The sequence below is a fragment of the Streptomyces sp. NBC_01478 genome (genome assembly GCF_036227225.1).
Classification (GTDB): Bacteria; Actinomycetota; Actinomycetes; order Streptomycetales; family Streptomycetaceae; genus Streptomyces.
Window position 1 is genome coordinate 5804558 of sequence record NZ_CP109444.1, and the last position, 18872, is coordinate 5823429.

Here is an 18872-nt window from a genome sequence, read left to right on the forward strand (position 1 = left end):
ACTCTCCTCAAACGCCCTGTTGCACCCATGTGGTGGCACTGTGCTGTGCCTGTGAGTGCGATTGCCAATTCGTTTCGGGGGCGGGCATGGGCACAGCCGGTGCCAGCGCGGGCAGATGCACGGTGAACACCGTGCGTCCGGGAACGCTGTCCACGGTGACCGCGCCGCCGTGCGCGGTCGCGACCGCCTGCACGATGGCGAGGCCCAGACCCGTCGATCCCGTGGAGCGGGAGCGCGCCGAGTCGCCGCGCGCGAACCGCTCGAAGACATGCGGCAGCAAATCCGGCGGGATGCCCTGGCCGTTGTCCTCGACGTCCACGCACATCCACGGTCCGCGCCGCTGCACGCGGGCGGTGATCGTCGTACCGGGCGGGGTGTGCTTGCGGGCGTTGCCCAGCAGATTGATCAGCACCTGCTGGATACGGGCCGCGTCCGCCGACACGAGGGCCGGTTCGTCGGGCAGGTCGAGCCGCCAGTTGTGGTCCATGCCGGCCGCGCGCGAGTCGCTGATGGTGTCCACGACGAGCGGGATGAGGTCGGTCTGGTCGAACTGGAGCGGTCTGCCCGCGTCGAGGCGGGCGAGGAGGAGCAGATCCTCGACGAGCAGGGTCATGCGCCCCGCCTCGGACTCGATTCTCCCGAGGGCGTGCTTGGTGTCCGGGCCGGTCTGTTCGCGTCCACGACGGGTCAGCTCCGCGTAGCCGCGGATGGAGGCGAGCGGCGTCCGCAGCTCATGGCTGGCGTCGGCCACGAACTGCCGTACCCGCATCTCGCTCTGCTGTCTGGCGTGCAGGGCGCCGTGCACATGGTCGAGCATCCGGTTGAGCGCGGCGCCGACCTGGCCGACCTCGGTGTGCGGGTCGGTCTCGGACTCGGGGACGCGTTCGTTGAGGGTGACCTCGCCGGTGTGGAGCGGGAGTTCGGAGACGCGGGTGGCGGTGGCGGCGACCCGGCGGAGGGGGCGGGTGGCGACGCCGACGAGGACGTAGCCGGCGATGCCCGCGGCCACGAGACCGGCGGCGGTGACACTCACCTCGACGAGGATCAGGGTGTTGATGGTGCTTTGGGTGTCCGAGGTGGGGATGGCGACGTAGTAGTTGCCGTTGGGGCCGGTGACGTACTTGACGCGGTAGTCACCCAGCCCGGGGAGCTCCGCGGTGTGCGCCTTGCCGTCCTGGGAGACCTCGTTGAGCGCTGTCTTCTGGGCGTTGGAGAGCGCCACGGGGCTCATGTTGGTGACCCCGGTGCTGCTGTCCTTCTTCTTCTCACCGACCTTGCCGTCGGTGATGATCCCGTTCTGGACGCTCGCGGCCAGCGTGCCCTCCGGTTGCGGTCCCCGGGAGACGAACTGGGAGAGATCGACCGCCTCTCCCTTCTGCACGACCGTCTTGTCCTTCTGGCTGGGCGGGACCGAGTCGTCCTTGTTCGCACCGGGCGGCTGTCCGAAGCCGCCCGAGGCACGGGCCGACACCTCGCCGAGCCTGCTGTCCAACTGCTCGTACAGATGCGATCGCAGCGCCAGTGTCGTCACGGTCCCGATCACCGCGCACACCACCGCGATCAGCGTCACGGACGCGACGACGAGCCGGGTCCGCAGGGTGCGCGGCTTACCCGCTCGCTTCTTCTGCGCACGCGGCCGTCGTCGCCCGCTCATGAGGCCGCGGGCTTGATCAGGTAACCGGCGCCGCGCCGGGTGTGGATCATCGGCTCACGTCCCGCGTCGATCTTCCGGCGCAGGTACGAGATGTAGAGCTCGACCACGTTGGCCTGCCCTCCGAAGTCGTACGACCACACCCGGTCGAGGATCTGTGCCTTGCTGAGTACACGCCGGGGATTACGCATGAGGAAGCGCAACAGCTCAAACTCGGTCGCGGTGAGGTGGATGCCCTCGCCGGCCCGCGACACCTCGTGGCTGTCCTCGTCGAGGGTGAGGTCACCCACGACCAGCACGGAGTCCGAACGGCGGTCGGCGGCACCGGAGCGGCGGATCAGCCCGCGCAGCCGGGCGACGACCTCTTCGAGGCTGAACGGCTTGGTGACGTAGTCGTCGCCGCCGGCGGTGAGCCCGGCGATACGGTCCTCGACGGCGTCCTTGGCCGTCAGGAACAGCACCGGGACGTCCGGCAGCTCTCTGCGCATGCGTCCCAGGACGGTCAGGCCGTCCATGTCCGGCAGCATCATGTCGAGGACGACGGCGTCGGGCCGGAACTCGCGCGCGGTCTGGATCGCGCCGGTCCCGTCACCCGCGCTACGGATCTGCCAGCCCTCGTATCGGAGGGCCATGGACAGCAGCTCGGTGATCGACAGCTCGTCGTCCACCACAAGCACTCGGACGGGGCTCCCGTCCGGCCTCAGCAGTTCGGTGCGCCCCTGGGGCGAGGTCGTGGTCATAGTGGACACCTTGTCGGGGTCCCCTAAGAACACGCTTTCCGGAGTCTGTGATTTTCCTGAGAAACTCACAGGGACCACTCAGGGAACACCTTGGAACCGCTTGCCCAACGCTCATCCGACGGTCATGAAGCCGCGGGTCCAGGCCCTCGCCCGCCCCATCCTCTCCCGTATCTCCACACTCTCCCCGCATCACCCGTACCGGTCGTACTCTCAGCTCGCCCTCATCGTGCGAACAGCCGCGCCCCGTTGTCATGGCAGACCGCGCGCAGCCAGTCGTCGCCGAGGTCCAGCCGCTCCAGGGCGTGGAGCTGGTGAAGGTAGGGATACGGAATGTTCGGGAAGTCGCTGCCGAGCAGCACGCGGTCGCCGAGCGCGGCCAGCCGGGGGAGCGCACCCGGAGGAAAGGGCGCGAGGCGTTCGCTGAAGTCCGTGAACGCCATCGTCGTGTCGAGCCGGACCTCCCCGTACCGCTCGGCCAGGTCCAGGAAGTCCTCGTACTCCGGCATCCCCATGTGCGCGACGACCAGCCGCAGCCGCGGATGCCGGGCCAGCACCCGTCCGATGGGCCCGGGCCCGGTGTGCTTGCCGGGCGCGGGCCCCGACCCGCAGTGGACCACCACTGGCGTCCCGGCCTCGGCGAGCAACCCCCAGGCGGGGTCCAGGAGTTCATCGGCCGGGTCGTACGCCCCGACCTGCACATGCGCCTTGAACACCCGCGCGCCCAAGTCCAGTGCCCGCCGCACGTAGGCCTCGACTCCCGGCTCCGGGAAGAGAGTCGAGGTGTGCAGACAGTCGGGGGTGCGGGCGGCGAAGTCGACGGCCCAGCCGTTGAGCCACTCGGCCATCCCCGGCTTGTGCGGGTAGAGCATGGCGGTGAAAGCGCGTACTCCGAACTCCCTTATCAGCGCGACCCGTTCGGCTTCCTCCTGCCGGTAGGTGATCGGCCACTCGAGCGCTCCACCGGTCGCCGGCCCGAGCGCGTCGAAGTAGTCCCAGACCTTGCGCAGCACCCGCTCGGGCATGAAGTGGGTGTGCACATCGACGAGCCCGGGCAGCCCGAGCCGCTGCCAGAACGCCCGGACCCCAGCCGCCTCACCGTCCACGTCCACACCCTGCCCCTCTCTGTCGAACCGGCCCCGCGTTCCTCCGCACGGCGGCCGCACCGCCACGCGACCGCTTCGTCCAGGACGTGCGGACGTACTGGACGGTGACGGGTACTTCCACGACGACTCCCTCACTCCCCGCTCGACGATCACGGTCGCCTCCGGCCACAGTCACTTCGCGCACAGCCACTTCAGCCACAGTCACTTCGGCCCCAGTCACTTCGGCCCGAGTCTCAGGAAAGGTGTCAGAACAACCCCTCCTGCACCCCCGGCACCTCCCGCCTGAACTCCCGTACCGGCACAGTGAATTCACCCGTGTCACCCCCGGCAGGGACCAGCTCCCACCCCGTCATCAGCCGCGTGTCGAGCACGATCACGCCCCGCCCGGTCGCGAGGTGGAGGTCCGGTCCCGCCGCCGCGGCCACCTCGCCGCTCACCACCCCGCCCGCGGCCAGCCCGCTCACCTCACCGACGGCGGCCGGCAGTCCCGCGAGGCCGAACACCTCGACGTGGTCCACGGGTTGATACGGCTCGCGGTGGAGCGACTCCGGCCATTCGCGCAGCGCGAGGGCCCGCGTGTGCAGGTCGGCGAGCTCGGCGGCCCGCTCCGCCGCCGAACCCGGCAACGCGGAACGGACGGCGCGCTTCTCGCCGTAGGGGATCCGGTCCGGTACCCGCAGGGCGGCGCGCAGCAGCTCCTCCGTGCGGCGGGCCGCCATCAGGGGGCCGAGGCCCAGCCAGGTGAAGCAGACGGCGCCCTGCTCAAGCAGCCGGGCGGAGCCGCGCTCTTCGGCGGTGATGCCGACCTTGAGCAGACCGGGGCCGAACCAGGCCAGATATACGTGGTACGGCCGCGGGTCGTCCGCGATCGTGTCGGCGGCGACCGAGTGCGCCCGGTCCAGCCGCGCACACTCCTCGCACCGCGCCCCCGCACTCCGCTCCGGCACGGCCGCGCGCACCGGGCAGGCATTCCCCCGTGCTCCCACACATGTCCGCCCACCCCCTTCCACGACCTCGAAGGCCACCCGCTTCCCCCGGGGCAACGGGCTCCCGCGCCCGCCGTCCCACTTCAGCTCGGGACCGCCGACCGCCCACCGCAGCCCCGAGCACGTCCATCTCTGTGCCGCCCGTGATGTCTCTGCCATCGCTCACGAGATTAGACGGCGGCACTGACAACCGCCTCAGCCCGCGGTCTCACCGACCGGGGCGGACTCGCGGGGCGCGGGCACGACCGCGTGCTCCTGGGCCTCGGCCGCCCGTCCCCGCCCGGCCAGCCCGCACGCGACACACCCGGGGTGTCCCGCGCGCGCCAGCGGATCCCGCGCCCGCATCCCCCACTGCTCCCGGTCCCGCCGCCCGGGCGGCTTGCCCCACCCGGCGAGATGCAGCGCCCAGGTGACCAGAACGCTCACCGCGACGATCCCCAGCCCGCCGCCGATCAGCGGGGCCGACACCGCGCACACCCCCACCCCCGCGACGGTCGACCCGACGGTCGCGATGCCGAATCCGGTCCAGCCCGCGACCGTATGTCCCTCGTCATACTGATGTGCGCTCATGTGCGGCCTCCTCGAAGCCCAGACGGACAACCGATATACCTCACTGACTAAGAAGTTTAGAGTAGAAACCTCTCACCAGCTAAGGCAATAACGATGCAAGCCAAGCCTCGCCCCGCCGCCACCCCGGCCCAGGCGCTGGACGCGATGGACTCCCTCATCGCCACCGCCCAGCTCGGCCAGCAGGAAATGGCCGAGCGGCTGGGCCTGAACGTCACCGATCTCCTCTGCTTCGCCTGCGTCCTGAAGGCGGGGGAGAACCTCCTCACGGCCGGTGACCTGGCCGAACACGCCCACGTCACGACGGGCGCGGTGACCGGCATCCTCAACCGCCTCGAACGCGCCGGTTTCATCACCCGCGTCCCCGACCCCACCGACCGCCGCCGCGTCCGCGTGGCCTCGGTACCGGCCGCGGTGACCCGGGTCGTCGCCCTCTACGGCCCCTACTACGACCGCCTCAACGCCCAGTTCGCCGACTACTCCCCCGCCGAGATCGCCGTACTGAACGACTGGTTCACCCGGACGTCGGCGCTCGCGCAGGGCTACATCGAGGAACTCCGGGCGCGGGACGGGGGGTAAACCCGACCCCGTTGGTAGAGCCCGCTACACCAACGGTTCGGGAGACCGCTTCATCGTGCCCGGAAGCGTACGACGGCATCGTTGACCTCAGCCGGTCAAGGGGATCGGCGCAGGCCCAACAGCCGCCGTACGGAGGGAAATCCCATGAAGCCCGGCCCGTTCGCGTCCTTCGTCAGGTTCGTGATGTGCGGCGGCGGTGTCGGGGTCCTGTCCAGCTTCGCGGTTCCGCTGCTCGCCGCGCTGATGCCGTGGGCGGCGGCGAACGCGCTGATCACGGTCGCCTCGACCGTCCTGTGCACCGAGCTGCACGCCCTGTTCACCTTCGGCACCGGCCGCCGCCCCGGCTGGCGCGAGCACTGGCAGTCGGCGGGCTCGGCGACGGCGGCCTACGCGGCGACGTCAGCCGCGATACTCGTCCTCCACACCGTCCAGCCCTCACCCGGCATGCTCACCGAACAGATCGTCTACCTCAGCGCCTCCGGCCTCGCCGGCATCGGCCGCTTCCTGGTCCTGCGCCTGTTCGTCTTCGCGGACCACGGCACCCGGGCGACGGCTTCGACCCCGGTCGCGATTCCGGTACGACCGACTCCCGCGTCCCCCGCGTTCAGCGCGGCGGCGTGACACCCGAGGAGAACAGGTCGTCACCGGAGTTCGCGGCACCCCGCCCCACGAAGCCCGGTCATCGACTGGCTAGCGTCTGCACCGTGCCGGAACCCCAGTCGAAGCCCCTCGACGTATCGGTCGCGCTGCGCGGCGGAGTGGCCGGTCGCTCCCATGCCTGGGGCTTCCTGCGCCGCTTCGTCGACGAGTGGACCGGTCTGCCCCTGCGACCCGGAGACGGCTGCACCGCGGCCGAACTGGACGCCGCGGAGGCCGATCTGGGCTTCGAACTGCCCGCCGCGCTGCGCGAGGGATACGCGCTGCTGGGCCGTCGTGCCGACCTGACGAGACAGCAGGATCCCTTGGTCCCGCCGCCCGCTCTCCAGGTGGTCGACGACTTCGGCGGTGTCCTGGTCTTCCGCATCGAGAACCAGGGCTGCGCGTCATGGGGTGTCCCCCTGGACGAGATCGAGCAGGACGATCCCCCCGTGGTGATGGAGTCGCACGAGGGCTGGACCCCCTTCCTGGACAGGATGTCCGTGGCCTGGGTGGAACTCGTGCTGAGCGAGTCGCTCCTCGGCGCCGGAAGCCTGTACGACGCCTGCGAACTGCCGGACGGGCTCCTGCCGAACCTGCTGACGCGCTACACGCGAGTGGACCTGCCCGACCACCCGATGTGGGCCTCCGCGGGTGACTCACCCCTCCGCTGGTACGCGGCCCCGGGCCGGCTGCTGCGCCGCGACGGTCTGCTCGACCACTCCTGGATCCACGCACGCGGCCGCACGGCCGCCGACCTGGAGACGATTCGCGCGGACCTGCCCGGACCGTGGGTCTGCTGAGGGCGTCAACGCCCGTGCGGATGAGGGTCGTTGGCGGCACCGGACTCCCGCCGCCGCAAACTCCCCGGCGGCTCGCCGTGCTGCCGGGTGAACGCGGCGGCGAACGCGCACGGCGAGCCGTAGCCGACCGCGTGGGAGACGGCCGTGAGGGTGAGCTCGCCGGTGCGGAGGTGGTCGCGGGCCAGGGACATCCGCCAGTCGGTCAGGTACTGCATCGGGGTCTGGCCCAGGGCGTCGCGGAGGTCGCCGACGCCGTCGCCGCCGTGACCGGCCGCCCGGTGACCCACCAGGACCTCGATCCCGAGACGTGGATCGGCGGTGCGGTCGCGGCCGGCCTGGTCCCCGCCGACTACGCCGTCATGCTCCGTTGGCTGACCCGCACCATCGCCTCCGGCAACGGCTCCACGCCCAACGCCGACATCGAGAAGGTCACCGGCCGGCCGCCGACGGCCTTCGAGGACTTCGCCCGGCGCGACGCCGACGCCTGGGCGACCGCACCGGCGGTGAAGTGACCATGACCATGGGGAACGTGGGGAACATCGGTGACTTCGCCGCGCTGGAGCCGTTCTTCCGGATCGTCCAGGAGGGGCTGGCGGGCCTCGTCGACGGCGACCACTTCTTCGATCTGCCGGCCGAGGACGTGGTCGTCGAGTACGTGGTCTCCGTGCCCGGCTACCCGCGCCGGGTGCGGGGACGCGAGGCGGTGGCCGACCTGTACCGCGGCTACGGCGACGTCATGATCCTGCACAGCGCGGACGAACCGGCCGTCCACCGGGACCCCGGGACGTCAGTGGTCGTACTCGAGTACGCGGTGCACGGACACGCGGTCGGCACCGGGCGGGCCCACGACAACCACTTCGTCTCCGTGATCACCGTCAAGAACCGCGAAGTGGCGCACTGGCGTGACTACTTGGGCCCCGTCGCCGTCTTCCGGGCCATCGGATGGCCGGCGAAGGAGCACGGAAAAACCGCCGAGGAACTGGCGCATGGTTGACGGGCTTCGCCGGACGGCGCCCGTGAGAACCGGACCGCGTCCGTGGAAGCCCAGCCCGCCCTGACTAGCCCGCCCTGCGGTAGGCCTCGTCCATGTCCGAGAAGGCTGCCGGCCCGTCGTCGAGCGGCAGGCTCTCGTCCTCCCCGAAGTCCGGGGCCTGGAAGGGGTTCGTCGCCGGAGGGGGCGATCCCGCGTTGGGATGGCGGGTCGCCCCTTCCGGGGCGGAGAACAGCGAGGTCAGGTCGATGAGAGGTCTCCCGTTCGTTACAGGCCGCTGGGACCTGGTGTGCCGTGACCGGGCACGGCGGTCCTACAGCTTGCTCATCTTGGCGTACGGACTCAGGATGCGCTCCTGAACCGAGCCGAAGTCGACGAGCACGGCGATTCCGTCCTCGATGCCGATGACCCGGCCGAGGCCGTACATGTCGTGTGTGACCTGGTCGCCGACGGCGAACTGCTTGGGGGCCGCCGCGGCCGGGGCCTTGAAGGGACTGGTGGGCAAATAGCGCTTCGGTGCAGCTGGCTTTGTCATTGACTCCAGTATGGGCCTAGACACGCCACTCGCTGAGGCCGTCCACATCGCTTGTTCATCACAGATCGGGCACCCGGGAACCACTTCGACCCCCCGGACGTACCCCTCACGCCCCTGACCTGGCCCTTCCCGGACCCGCCCGAAAACCGCCGCCGGCCTTCGAAACAACGGACGCACAGGGGAGTGGGCACACACGCGAGAGGCCCCGGATCGCTCCGGGGCCTCTCGTCGATGTGCACTCGGCAGGATTCGAACCTGCAACCTTCTGATCCGTAGTCAGATGCTCTATCCGTTAAGCTACGAGTGCCTGTTTTCTCTTGGTTTTCTTCGCCGCTTCCTGCCCTTCCGGGCCGCTCGCGGCGACAGGAAGAACATTACATGACTGCCGCCGCCATGTGAAATCCGTTAGCCGTACCCCTTGTGAGCTGCGAAGACGGCAATTTTGGGGGTCCCGGGGACGACCGAAGCCCCGGTCGCGTGGACCGGGGCTTCGACGAGGTGCGGAGGCGGAGGGATTTGAACCCTCGATGGGATTTGCGTCCCAAACCGCATTAGCAGTGCGGCGCCATAGACCGGACTAGGCGACGCCTCCAGCACAACCGCCCGCGCGAGCGCGGAAGGTGCGTGCAGATGATGACACAGACGAGCGCGGTGTCACCAATCGCCTCCCACGGTACTAGGCAGGCGGGCCGCAGGGCAAAGCCGTTGCCGCCGGCGGCCGGGTCCGCAACGTCCGGGGACGGCGGGCGTTAGTCAGGTCATGTTGCAGGTCAACCGTCTCCTCGTGTTCGCCGCCGCCGTCGGCTCGCTGGCCGCCGTGCCCGCCGCCGCCCATGCGCAGACCGCCCCCACCACTCCCCGCACGCTCGCGCCACCGCCCGTCCGTGACGAGGACCGGTCCGGCGGCGACCACCTCACCGTCACCGTCCGGGACGCGGGCGGCCGGGCCGACGGGACGTACGAGCTGTACTGCCATCCCGGCGGCGGCACCCACCCGGACGTGACCGGCGCCTGCGCGGCCGTCGGCCGCAACACCCAGTGGGGGAAGGACCCCTTCGCACCGGTGCCCCCGGACAGCATGTGCACGATGATCTACGGCGGCCCCGCCACCGCCCATGTCACCGGCACCTGGGCCGGACGCCCCGTCGACACGACGTACGACCGCGGCAACGGCTGCGCGATCTCCCGCTGGAACGGGATGGTCCCGCTGCTGCCCGACCTCCATCGGTAGGGGGCCGACGACCGTCGGTCACACGTTCTACGTCACTTCACCGTGCGACCTCCCTCTCATCTCACTCCGCGAGCACAAGGACTGCCCTTAGACTCCCTCGCGTGACACGTCGCGGGCCGGTTGGCAAGATGGCCTCCGCGGTCGGCAAGGTGCGGTAACAGGGAGGAAGCGTCTCGTGAGCAGCAGGCCATCCCGAGGCGCTGCTCGCCTCGCAGCCATACTCGACGCACTCCCGGACGCGTTGGTGCTGGTCAACGCCAACGGGACCGTCGTCAACGCGAACACCATCGCGCTGGAGGCCTTCGAGGCGCCGGGCACCGCGCTCGTCGGGCGCGGACTGCTGGACCTGCTGCCGGAGTTCGACTCCCGGCTCATCCCGGGTTCCATGCGCCGCCCCGACTCGATGGACCCGCGCGGCCGGACCAAGCCGACCCGGATGACCGCCCGCCGCACCGACGGCTCCGAGTTCCCCGTCGAGGTCACCAGCGCCAACCTCGAAGACGGCCGGCAGGCCTACGACGGCTACGGCTACACCTCCGACGAACTCCTGATGCTCGTCGTGCGCGACCTCTCCGGGACCGTGGACACCGAGGCCGAGCTGGCCCGTTCGCAGCGGCAGACCGAGATGATCCTGCGCGCGGCGGCCGAGGGCGTCGTAGGAACGGACACGGACGGGCGGGTCGTGCTCGTCAATCCGGCCGCCGCGCAGATCCTCGGGTACCGCGCCAGCGATCTCGGCGGCAAGGAGCTGCACACCCTCGTGCTGCACTCGCGTGCGGACGGCTCGCCGTTCCCGTACGCGGAGTCGCCGCTCGCCGACACCCTGCGGTCCGGGCGCAAGCACCGGGTGCGCGGGCAGGTGCTGTTCGCCAAGAACGGGGACCGGGTCTCCGTCGACCTCACCACCGCACCCGTGCGCGACGGCGATCAGCTCGTCGGCGCGGTGATGACCTTCACCGACCGGCGGCCCTACGACTCGCTCGCCGAGGAGAAGGAGGCCGCCGACAAGCTGCACCGGGACGAGCTGGAGCGGATCGACGAGGAGCACGCCTCCGAGCTGACCGGCCTGCGCCAGCAGCACATCACCGAGGTCGAGGAGCTCCAGGAGCGGCACGACGAGGAGCTCGCGGCGAACGAGGAGCGGTACGCCGCGCTCGGGGAGCGCGAGAAGGACCGCTACGAGGAACTCGCCGGGCGGCACGAGCAGTTGCTCACGCTGCTCGGGCGCTCGTTGCGCGGGCCCCTCGACGAACTGCGCCGGGAACTGGCCGCGTTGGCCGCCGACGACGCCGGACAGCTCTGGCCCGAGGCCAACCAGGTCCTCCACCATCTCTCGGCGGGCTACTCGCGCATCACGCAGCTCATCGACAACGTGCTCGGCTATCAGCGGCTGGAGACCGGCGCCGACGGCATCGCGCGGACGAAGGTGATGCTGGACGCCGTGGTCGCGGCCGGTGTCGACGGGGCCGTCGAGCTGATCGGTCCCGGGCGTGTGCAGTTCGCCGTGCACGCCCCGCCGATCGAGGCCGAGGTCGACCCCAGGCTCCTCGCGACCGCGCTCGCCCACCTCGTCGCGGATGTCGCCGGCGTGGACGCGACCGGCAACTCGCCCGCGTCGACGGGCGGTTACATGGACAACACGGTCGTCGTGGCGGCGGCGCAGCGCGGTGAGGTCGTACGGATCGAGGTGCGCGGGCCGTACGCCGGGGGAGACCCGGTGCACGAGCCGATCGTGCGCGGGATCGTGCGGGCGCACGGCGGTGTGCTCCAGACCCACGACGTGCCGGGCATGAGCGGCAGCGCGTATGTCCTGGAGGTTCCGATCGGGGGCGGGGCGGGGGCCGTCGCGGTACCGGCCGCGACCGGGGGCGGCGCCGAACTCGCCCTGCCCGAGCCCGCTTCGGGCACCGCGGGCAGCAACGGACGCCGGCGGGCCCGGCGGTCCTCCGTGGACGCGTTCCTGGAGAGCGAGGTGCCCGGTTCCGACGACACCGGTGGCGGTGACGGCGGCGAGGCCGCGGTGCCCACGGGTCGGCGCAGAAGGCGTGCGGGCGACGAGTCGGTGGCCGCGGCGGCCGGTGAAGCGGGCGGCGACGGTGCGTCCAGCGGTACCGGGCGACGGCGCGGGCGGGCGGCCGACGGTGATTCCGAAGGCGTGGCCGCGGGTGGCGCCGGAGGTGTGTCCGAGGGTGCTGTGATGACGGCGGCCGAGCATGCCGCCGGGACCGCGGCTTCCGGTACGGGGCTGGGTGGCACCGTGTCGCCGCGGGGCGTGCCGGCGGGCGGCGAACGGCAGGCGCTGCCGGCCGCGCTGCCCGCGAGCGGCGGCTCCGGTGACTCCGACGGCTCTGGTGACTCCGGTGGCGAGGACGGGCAGCCGACCGGGCGTCGCAGGCGGGCGCTGGCGGCCGCGGCCGAGCGGGCCGCGGCGCAGGAGGCGGGGGCGCGGACGGTGTTCGCGTTGCCGCCGGCCGAGGCGGACCGGACGCCGGACGTCTCCGCGGCTACGGCCGCGCAGGCTCCGGGAGTGCCGGGAGTTCCGGTTCTGCCCGGTCAGGTTCCCGGGGGCGCTCCTGGTGGTCATCCCGGTGAGGACGGGCGGCACGATGCCGTTCCGCTGGATCAGTCCGACGACCACACTCCGCCTCAGCCGCACCCCACCAACGCGCCAACCGGGCGGCGGCGTCGGGCTGTTGCCCAGCCGCAGCCCCAGGGCGCGGAGTCGGTACCGGTCCAGGCCGGCGCCGAGGTGCAGGGACAGGGGCAGCCCGGTGCGGTGGTTCCGGCGCAGGGTACGGCCGGGCAGGGGCAGCAGGCGGTTGCGGCGCAGGTCGGCGCGGGGCAGCAACAGGGTGTAGGACAGGCGGGAGTTGGGCAGGCCGTGGTCGGGCAGCCCGGTACCGCCATGCAGCTCGCCCCCGCGCAGAATCTTCCCGCCCCGGGGCAGGCCCCGGTGGGGCAGCCGTTGCCGGCGGAGGCGGTCCCCGGTCAGGGCATCCCGGCACAGGGCAACCCCGGTCAGCCGGTCTCACCGCAGGGAATCCAGCCGCAAGGAATCCAGGGTCAGGGAGTGCAGGGTCAGGGGCTGCCTGGTCAGCCCGTCTCGCCCCAGGGGATCCCGGGCCAGGGAATCCCGGGGCAGACCCCCCGTGGTCCCGGTCAGCCGATTCCGCCCCAGGGCATCCCCGGTCAGACCGCGCCGGCCCAAGGCGCCCAGGGGCAGCCCGTCTCCCCGCACGGCATCCCCGGTCAGGTCGCCCCGGCGCAGGGCCGGCCCGGTGAGCCGGTCCCGCCGCAGGCTCTCCCCGCCGCGCAGCCGAACCCGGCCGCGGGCAACCCCGGCGTGGCGGTGGCCCCGGGCGCGCCCGTACCGGCGAACGGCGCCGACATCGCCGTAGCGCCGAACGCGGAACCGCAGCCGAACCCGAAGTTGAACCCGGACCCGGATGCGAGCGCCCCCGCGCCCGGCACCCCCGTCGCCGCGCAGGCCCGGGTCGCTCAGCCGCTTCCCGCCGAAGCCGCCGTTCCCGTCGCTCCTGTCGACCCCAACTCCACTCAGGGGCGGGCGATCAGTGTGCGGACGTTGGGGCAGGGGGTGCCGTTCACGCGGCAGGCCGCTCAGGTGCAGCAGCCGACCGCCACGCCTCCGCCGCATCAACCGGGCGGGCGGCGGCGGAAGTTGGGGACGCGGCCCGATTCCGGTACCGCCCAGGCGGCGCGTCCGCATCCTCAGGGTGAGCAGCCGCAGCCCTCCATGGCCGGGCAGTCGCGGCTCGCGCAGATGACCGAGGGGGCCGGGCGGTCGTACGCCATAGGAGCACCGGACGAGAACGCGGCCGAAGGGCCCGAGCCGTTGGACGGGCCGGGCGGGGCTGTCGAGATCGCGGATACGCCGAGGCCTCAGCCACTCGACGACGAACTGCCGCCCGAGCCGCTCGACAATCCACGTCGGCTGCTGGTGTGGCCCGCGCCGGACGTGACGACCACGCAGGCGCTGAGCGACCGCGGGTACCGGCCGGTCATCGTGCACTCGCGCGAGGAGGTCGACGCGCAGATCGCCGCGTTCCCGGCGGCGCTGTTCGTGGACCCGTTGACCGGGCCGATCACGCGGACGGCACTTCAGTCGTTGCGGCAGGCGGCCGTCGCTGCCGAGGTGCCCGTGCTTGTCACCGCCGGGCTCGGACAGGCGACACGTGAGGCGGCCTACGGCGCCGATCCCGCCGTCCTGCTGAAGGCGCTCGCGCCGCGGGACAGTGAGCAGCATCCGCCGCGGGTGCTGTTGATCGAGGAGCACGCGGAGATCGCGCTGGCGCTGACCGCGACGCTGGAGCGGCGGGGGATGCAGGTGGCGCGGGCCGCGAGTGACGCGGACGCGGTGACGCTGGCCGGGCAGTTGCGGCCCAACCTCGTCGTCATGGACCTGCTCCAGGTGCACAAGCGGCGGGCCGGGATCGTCGACTGGCTGCGGGCGAACGGGCAGCTCAACCGCACCCCGCTCGTCGTCTACACCGCCGCCGTCGACGAGGCCGATCTGCCGCGGCTCGCCTCCGGTGAGACCGTCCTCTTCCTCGCCGAGCGGTCGACGAGCACGGAGGTCCAGTCGCGGATCGTCGATCTGCTCGCCCGGATCGGTACCAACTGACCCTGCGGCAGGGCTACTTGGCGATCAGTCGGCGCGCCGCCTCCTTGACCGACTCGCGGAGGCGGTCGCGGTCCGGGGCGTCCGCGCCGACCAGCACGCGGCGCATCTGGGGGACGACGACACCCCAGTTGGCCATCGCGACCAGCAGGAAGAGCAGGTCGCGGGCCGGGATCGCGTCGCTCACGACACCCCGGTCCTGGCCGTCCTGAAGTGCGGCGACCTTGAAGGCGTAGTGCTGCTGGCGCTCGGTCTCGTCGGGCAGTTCGGCGGTGCCGTACTCCAGGCCCTCCCAGAAGAGGAGGCGCAGCAGTTCGGGGTGGGCCTCGTGGTAGTCCATGAGGCGGTCGATCCAGCCCTCGATGTCGTCCGGGTCGACGGGGAGCGCGACGGCCAGGTCGAGCATGGACTTGCCGAGGACCCGGGTGAACAGCTCCGCCTTGTTGCCGAAGTAGGCGTAGATCAACTGCTTGTTGGCCTTGGCCTCGGACGCGATGCGGTCGATGCGGGCGCCCGCGATGCCGTGCCGGGCGAACTCGGCGACCGCCGCCTCGAAGATCCGGGCCTTGGTGGCCTCGGGGTCTCTGACTCCCATGGGTCCCAGCGTACTCGGCGAGCGACGGTAACCAACTGTTTGGTTGACAGGGAATCGGCGGGCGCCGCATGCTGTTCCAGCTTCCAACCAACCAGTTAGTTGCTAGAGCCCTCTCGAAGTGCTGGAACCCTCTCGAAAGTGCTCGTGGGCTCGAAGGAGTGCCGCCGCTCATGTCCTCCGTCACCGTCACCCAGACATCGGTCCAGAAGCCGGGCGTCCCCACCGCCTCCGGCCGCCTCTTCCTCGTCCTCATCGCCGTCTGTACGGCCGTGACGGCCGCCAACATCTACCTCGCGGGGCCGCTGCTCCCGCTCATCGCCCACGACTTCGGCTCGACGCCGTCCGCCGTGGCCTGGATCGCCTCGGTCGCGCAGTTCGGCTACGCCACCGGCCTCCTCTTCTTCGCCCCGCTCGGCGACCGCGTGAACCGGCGCCCCCTGGTCGCCGCCCTCTCCGTGGCCACCACGGCGGCCCTGCTCGCCGGTGCGGTGGCTCCCGGGACCGCCGCCCTCGCGGTGGCCGTCTTCGTCGCCGCCGCCGCGACCGTCGTCCCGCAGCTCCTCGTCCCGCTGGTCGCCGAACGCGCCCCCGCCCACCACCGCGCCCGCCATGTCGCGGCCGTCATAGCGGGCCTGTTCACCGGCATCGTGGCCGCGCGCGTCGTGGGCAGCCTGGTCGGCCAGGCCTACGGCTGGCGGGTCGTCTTCGTCGGCTCGGCCGCCCTCACCCTCGTCCTCGGCCTCGCCACCGCGTACGTCCTTCCGTCCGAGCAGCGCCGCGGCTCCGGCCCGCTGTTCGCCGGGATCGCCGCCCTGCCCGGCCTGGTCCGCACCTCGCCCGACCTGTGGCGCGCGTGCCTGCGCCAGGCGGGGATGTTCGGCGCGTGGAGCGCCCTGTGGACCACGCTCGCCCTGCTGCTCACCGGTGGCGGTTCCTACGGCTTCTCGACCGCGACCGCCGGCCTGTTCGGCCTCTTCGGGCTGGCGGCCAGCGCGGTGGCTCCGCTCGCGGGCGGATTCGTCGACCGCTTCGGCGCGGGGAAGGTCGTACGGTCCGCGTACGCGCTCGCGGCCGTGTCCGTGCCGCTGTTCTGGCTCGGCGGACAGGTCCTGTGGGCACTGTTCGTGGCCGCGATCGCCGTCCACGCGGCCCTGGTCGCCTCCCACGTCGCCAACCAGACCCTCGCCCTCACCACCACCTCCACCCCGGCGACCGCCAACACCGCGTACGTCGTCGCCGGCTTCACCGGCGGCGCCCTCGCCTCGTCCCTCGCGGGGCCGGCGTTCAGCCACTTCGGGTGGGGCGGGGTGTGCGTGGTGGCGGGGGTGTGGCTCGTGATCGGGTGGGGGGCGACGGCTGTGCGGCGGTGACATGCCGATGCGCCGGGCAGGAGCCGTGGGGCACCCCGCCCGGCGTCAACGGACGTACGGTCAGAGCTCGGTGACGTCCAGGCCGCCCTCCGCGTACTGCCTGCGGAGCACCTTCTTGTCGAACTTTCCGACGCTCGTCTTCGGGACCGACTCGATGACCGTCCAGCGCTCCGGGAGCTGCCACTTGGCGATCTTCCCCGCGTCGGCGAGGAAGGCGCGCAGGGACTCGAAGTCGGCGGTGGAACCCTCCCGCAGGACGACGGTCGCCAGCGGACGCTCGCCCCACTTCTCGTCCGGTACGGCGACCACGGCGGCCTCGGTGACGTCCGGGTGGGACATCAGGGCGTTCTCCAGGTCGACGGAGGAGATCCACTCGCCGCCGGACTTGATGACGTCCTTGGCTCGGTCGGTGAGGGTGAGGAAACCGTCGGCGGAGATGGTGCCTACGTCACCCGTCTTGAGCCAGCCGTCCTCGCTGAACTTGTCGGCGGGGCGCAGGGGTTCGGCGTCCGCGCCGTTGTAGTAGGCGCCGGCGATCCACGGGCCGCGCACCTCCAGCTCGCCCGCCGACTCGCCGTCGAACGGCAGCCGCTCGCCGCCGGGGCCGGTGAGGCGGGCCTCGACACTCGCCGGGAAACGGCCCTGGGTCAGCCGGTACTCCCACTCGCGCTCCGTGCCGACCGCCTCGGCCGGCGGGCGCGAGACCGTGCCCAGCGGGGACGTCTCCGTCATGCCCCAGGCGTGGCAGACCCGCATGCCCAGTTCGTCGAAGGCCGCCATGAGGGCGGGCGGGCAGGCCGAACCGCCGATGGTGACCTGGGTGAGCGAGGAGACGTCGCGCGGCTTGGCGGTCAGCTCGGCGAGCAGGCCCTGCCAGATGGTGGGCACGGCCGCCGCGTGCGTCGGGCGCTGGCTCTCGATCATCTCGGCGAGCGGCGCGGGCTGCAGGAAGCGGTCCGGCATCAGCATGTTCACGCCGGTCATGAAGGTGGCGTGCGGCAGGCCCCAGGCGTTGACGTGGAACTGCGGCACCACGACCAGGGACGTGTCCTGGTCCGTGAGTCCCATCGACTGGGTCATGTTGACCTGCATGGAGTGCAGGTAGATCGAACGGTGGCTGAACACCACGCCCTTGGGGTCGCCCGTGGTCCCGGAGGTGTAACACATCGCGGCACCCTGGCGTTCGTCCAGCTCGGGCCAGTCGTACGTCGTCGGCTTGCCCGCGATCAGTTCCTCGTACTCGTGCACGCGCGCGTGGGCGCCTTCGAGGGGCGTACGGTCGCCGGGCCCGGAGACGACGATGTGCTCGACCGTCGGCAGCTTGGGCAGCAGGGGTGCGAGCAGCGGGATCAGCGAACCGTTGACGATCACCACCCGGTCCGCCGCGTGGTTGACGATCCACGCCAACTGCTCCGCCGGAAGACGGAGGTTGAGGGTGTGCAGCACCGCGCCCATGGCGGGGATCGCGAAGTAGGCCTCGACGTGAACGGCGTTGTTCCACATGAAAGTGGCGGTTCGCTCGCCGTCCGCCACGCCCAGGTCCTCGCGCAGGGCGTGCGCCAACTGGGCCGCGCGGGCACCGATCTCCGCGAAGGAACGGCGCTCCGGCTCTCCCTCACCGGTCCAACTGATCACCTGCGATGTTCCGTGAACCGTGGACCCGTGGGTCAGGATCCTGGAGATCAGCAGCGGTACGTCCTGCATGGTGCTCAGCACGGCGTCCTCCCGAGGCGACATTGCCTGCGCGGTAGTTGGGGTTGCGCTGATTCTGCGCACATACCGCACGGTATGTCACTAGGGACGGGCGATCGATCTCGTCAGGTCGCCACGAGCGGTACGGACCGACCGCACCAACTATCGGACCAGGACCAGCTCCGGGTCCTCCCGCAGCTTGCCCAGCGCCCGCGACACCGCCGACTTCACCGTACCCACGGACACCCCGAGCACCTCGGCCGTCTGGACCTCGCTGAGGTCCTCGTAGTACCTGAGGACGACCATCGCCCGCTGCCGCTCCGGCAGCTTCGCGATCGCCCGCCACATCGCGTCGTGCAGCGCCTGCTGCTCGGCCGGGTCCTCCGCGCCGCCGACCGTCTCCGGCTCGGGCAGCTCGTCGCACGCGAACTCGTCGACCTTGCGCTTGCGCCACTGCGAGGTCCGCGTGTTCAGCAGCGCCCGGCGGACATAGCCGTCCAGCGCCCGGTGGTCCTCGATCCGCTCCCAGGCCACATACGTCTTGGTCAGCGCGGTCTGCAGCAGGTCCTCCGCGTCACACGCGTTCGCGGTCAGCGAGCGCGCGGTGCGCAGCAGCACGGGCTGCCTGGCCCTCATGTACGACGAGAAGGAGGGGTACGCGAGGGTCTGCGTACCCCGTGCTTGGGGCCGAGTGGCGGCCCGTGCGGTGGCGTTCGACGCGCTGGTGCAGACTGCTGTGGTCATGGCTCCACGC

Annotated in this window: 18 protein-coding genes and 2 tRNA genes; 8 read left to right on the plus strand and 12 right to left on the minus strand. The window is 71.5% G+C overall.

Annotated elements, in window-relative coordinates:
* Positions 1–7 precede the first annotated feature (7 nt).
* From OG223_RS26180 to OG223_RS26200, 5 genes are all read right to left on the minus strand, one after another.
* Positions 8–1654 carry a sensor histidine kinase gene (locus OG223_RS26180; RefSeq protein WP_329253330.1) on the minus strand — a complete coding sequence of 549 codons (1647 nt, stop codon included), beginning with the start codon at positions 1652–1654 and terminating at the stop codon, positions 8–10.
* Positions 1651–2391, minus strand: a complete 741-nt coding sequence (locus OG223_RS26185) for a response regulator transcription factor (protein WP_019054929.1) — start codon at positions 2389–2391, stop codon at positions 1651–1653. Before OG223_RS26185 ends, OG223_RS26180 begins: the two co-directional genes overlap by 4 nt.
* Before the next feature lie 221 nt (positions 2392–2612).
* Positions 2613–3500, minus strand: a complete 888-nt coding sequence (locus OG223_RS26190) for an amidohydrolase family protein (RefSeq protein ID WP_329253334.1) — start codon at positions 3498–3500, stop codon at positions 2613–2615.
* 239 nt (positions 3501–3739) lie between these two features.
* The gene (locus OG223_RS26195) at positions 3740–4639 is read right to left on the minus strand and encodes a DUF2797 domain-containing protein (protein WP_329253337.1); all 900 of its coding nucleotides are present in this window, start codon (positions 4637–4639) and stop codon (positions 3740–3742) included.
* 36 nt (positions 4640–4675) lie between these two features.
* Positions 4676–5050 (minus strand): HGxxPAAW family protein, encoded by a 375-nt coding sequence (locus tag OG223_RS26200; RefSeq protein ID WP_329253340.1) that lies wholly within the window; start codon positions 5048–5050, stop codon positions 4676–4678.
* 93 nt (positions 5051–5143) lie between these two features.
* Here OG223_RS26200 and OG223_RS26205 point away from each other — a divergent pair, with 93 nt between their 5' ends.
* The 3 genes from OG223_RS26205 to OG223_RS26215 all read left to right on the plus strand — a co-directional run bounded on the left by OG223_RS26205 (position 5144) and on the right by OG223_RS26215 (position 7065).
* On the plus strand, positions 5144–5626 hold the full coding sequence (locus OG223_RS26205; protein WP_329253343.1) for a MarR family winged helix-turn-helix transcriptional regulator: 483 nt from the start codon (positions 5144–5146) through the stop codon (positions 5624–5626).
* 144 nt (positions 5627–5770) lie between these two features.
* On the plus strand, positions 5771–6247 hold the full coding sequence (locus OG223_RS26210) for a GtrA family protein (RefSeq protein WP_329253346.1): 477 nt from the start codon (positions 5771–5773) through the stop codon (positions 6245–6247).
* Between the two features lie 83 nt (positions 6248–6330).
* On the plus strand, positions 6331–7065 hold the full coding sequence (locus tag OG223_RS26215; protein ID WP_329253350.1) for an SMI1/KNR4 family protein: 735 nt from the start codon (positions 6331–6333) through the stop codon (positions 7063–7065).
* 5 nt (positions 7066–7070) lie between these two features.
* Here OG223_RS26215 and OG223_RS26220 read toward each other — a convergent pair whose 3' ends face one another.
* Positions 7071–7352: a helix-turn-helix transcriptional regulator gene (locus OG223_RS26220; RefSeq protein WP_329253353.1), complete on the minus strand. Its 282-nt coding sequence runs from the start codon at positions 7350–7352 to the stop codon at positions 7071–7073.
* Between OG223_RS26220 and OG223_RS26225 the strand changes: the two genes are divergently transcribed.
* Positions 7344–7577, plus strand: coding sequence for a hypothetical protein (locus OG223_RS26225; RefSeq protein ID WP_329253355.1), 234 nt, complete (start codon positions 7344–7346; stop codon positions 7575–7577). The genes OG223_RS26220 and OG223_RS26225 overlap by 9 nt on opposite strands.
* Positions 7578–7579: 2 nt before the next feature.
* The gene (locus OG223_RS26230; RefSeq protein WP_329253358.1) at positions 7580–8059 is read left to right on the plus strand and encodes a nuclear transport factor 2 family protein; all 480 of its coding nucleotides are present in this window, start codon (positions 7580–7582) and stop codon (positions 8057–8059) included.
* A gap of 310 nt (positions 8060–8369) precedes the next feature.
* Here OG223_RS26230 and OG223_RS26235 read toward each other — a convergent pair whose 3' ends face one another.
* The 3 genes from OG223_RS26235 to OG223_RS26245 all read right to left on the minus strand — a co-directional run bounded on the left by OG223_RS26235 (position 8370) and on the right by OG223_RS26245 (position 9183).
* Complete coding sequence (locus OG223_RS26235; RefSeq protein ID WP_026150079.1) at positions 8370–8591, minus strand: hypothetical protein; 222 nt, start codon at positions 8589–8591, stop codon at positions 8370–8372.
* Positions 8592–8825: 234 nt separating this feature from the next.
* Positions 8826–8898 (minus strand) — tRNA-Arg (locus tag OG223_RS26240).
* Between the two features lie 194 nt (positions 8899–9092).
* Positions 9093–9183 (minus strand) — tRNA-Ser (locus OG223_RS26245).
* 168 nt (positions 9184–9351) lie between these two features.
* Here OG223_RS26245 and OG223_RS26250 point away from each other — a divergent pair.
* Together OG223_RS26250 and OG223_RS26255 are read left to right on the plus strand one after the other, a co-directional pair.
* The gene (locus tag OG223_RS26250; RefSeq protein WP_329253361.1) at positions 9352–9822 is read left to right on the plus strand and encodes an SSI family serine proteinase inhibitor; all 471 of its coding nucleotides are present in this window, start codon (positions 9352–9354) and stop codon (positions 9820–9822) included.
* Positions 9823–9997: 175 nt separating this feature from the next.
* The gene (locus OG223_RS26255) at positions 9998–14464 is read left to right on the plus strand and encodes a PAS domain-containing protein (RefSeq protein ID WP_329253364.1); all 4467 of its coding nucleotides are present in this window, start codon (positions 9998–10000) and stop codon (positions 14462–14464) included.
* A 13-nt stretch (positions 14465–14477) separates the two neighbouring features.
* Here OG223_RS26255 and OG223_RS26260 read toward each other — a convergent pair whose 3' ends face one another.
* Positions 14478–15056 carry a TetR family transcriptional regulator gene (locus OG223_RS26260; RefSeq protein ID WP_329253367.1) on the minus strand — a complete coding sequence of 193 codons (579 nt, stop codon included), beginning with the start codon at positions 15054–15056 and terminating at the stop codon, positions 14478–14480.
* 170 nt (positions 15057–15226) lie between these two features.
* On the opposite strand from OG223_RS26260, the gene OG223_RS26265 reads away from it, so the two are divergent.
* Positions 15227–16426, plus strand: coding sequence for an MFS transporter (locus OG223_RS26265; RefSeq protein ID WP_329253370.1), 1200 nt, complete (start codon positions 15227–15229; stop codon positions 16424–16426).
* Positions 16427–16486: 60 nt separating this feature from the next.
* On the opposite strand, the gene OG223_RS26270 is transcribed toward OG223_RS26265, so the two are convergent.
* Together OG223_RS26270 and OG223_RS26275 are read right to left on the minus strand one after the other, a co-directional pair.
* Positions 16487–18163: a long-chain fatty acid--CoA ligase gene (locus OG223_RS26270; protein WP_329253373.1), complete on the minus strand. Its 1677-nt coding sequence runs from the start codon at positions 18161–18163 to the stop codon at positions 16487–16489.
* 117 nt (positions 18164–18280) lie between these two features.
* On the minus strand, positions 18281–18862 hold the full coding sequence (locus OG223_RS26275; protein WP_329253376.1) for a SigE family RNA polymerase sigma factor: 582 nt from the start codon (positions 18860–18862) through the stop codon (positions 18281–18283).
* Between the last annotated feature and the right edge of the window lie 10 nt (positions 18863–18872).

What these genes read in the sequence shown, in the direction of transcription:
- OG223_RS26205 (WP_329253343.1), top strand. Translation starts at nt 5,144, where the DNA reads ATGCAAGCCAAGCCTCGCCCCGCCGCCACCCCGGCCCAGGCGCTGGAC.
- OG223_RS26270 (WP_329253373.1), bottom strand. Translation starts at nt 18,163, where the DNA reads ATGTCGCCTCGGGAGGACGCCGTGCTGAGCACCATGCAGGACGTACCG.
- OG223_RS26265 (WP_329253370.1), top strand. Translation starts at nt 15,227, where the DNA reads ATGTCCTCCGTCACCGTCACCCAGACATCGGTCCAGAAGCCGGGCGTC.
- OG223_RS26200 (WP_329253340.1), bottom strand. Translation starts at nt 5,050, where the DNA reads ATGAGCGCACATCAGTATGACGAGGGACATACGGTCGCGGGCTGGACC.
- OG223_RS26250 (WP_329253361.1), top strand. Translation starts at nt 9,352, where the DNA reads ATGTTGCAGGTCAACCGTCTCCTCGTGTTCGCCGCCGCCGTCGGCTCG.
- OG223_RS26275 (WP_329253376.1), bottom strand. Translation starts at nt 18,862, where the DNA reads ATGACCACAGCAGTCTGCACCAGCGCGTCGAACGCCACCGCACGGGCC.
- OG223_RS26180 (WP_329253330.1), bottom strand. Translation starts at nt 1,654, where the DNA reads ATGAGCGGGCGACGACGGCCGCGTGCGCAGAAGAAGCGAGCGGGTAAG.
- OG223_RS26185 (WP_019054929.1), bottom strand. Translation starts at nt 2,391, where the DNA reads ATGACCACGACCTCGCCCCAGGGGCGCACCGAACTGCTGAGGCCGGAC.
- OG223_RS26230 (WP_329253358.1), top strand. Translation starts at nt 7,580, where the DNA reads ATGACCATGGGGAACGTGGGGAACATCGGTGACTTCGCCGCGCTGGAG.
- OG223_RS26210 (WP_329253346.1), top strand. Translation starts at nt 5,771, where the DNA reads ATGAAGCCCGGCCCGTTCGCGTCCTTCGTCAGGTTCGTGATGTGCGGC.
- OG223_RS26195 (WP_329253337.1), bottom strand. Translation starts at nt 4,639, where the DNA reads ATGGCAGAGACATCACGGGCGGCACAGAGATGGACGTGCTCGGGGCTG.
- OG223_RS26235 (WP_026150079.1), bottom strand. Translation starts at nt 8,591, where the DNA reads ATGACAAAGCCAGCTGCACCGAAGCGCTATTTGCCCACCAGTCCCTTC.
- OG223_RS26260 (WP_329253367.1), bottom strand. Translation starts at nt 15,056, where the DNA reads ATGGGAGTCAGAGACCCCGAGGCCACCAAGGCCCGGATCTTCGAGGCG.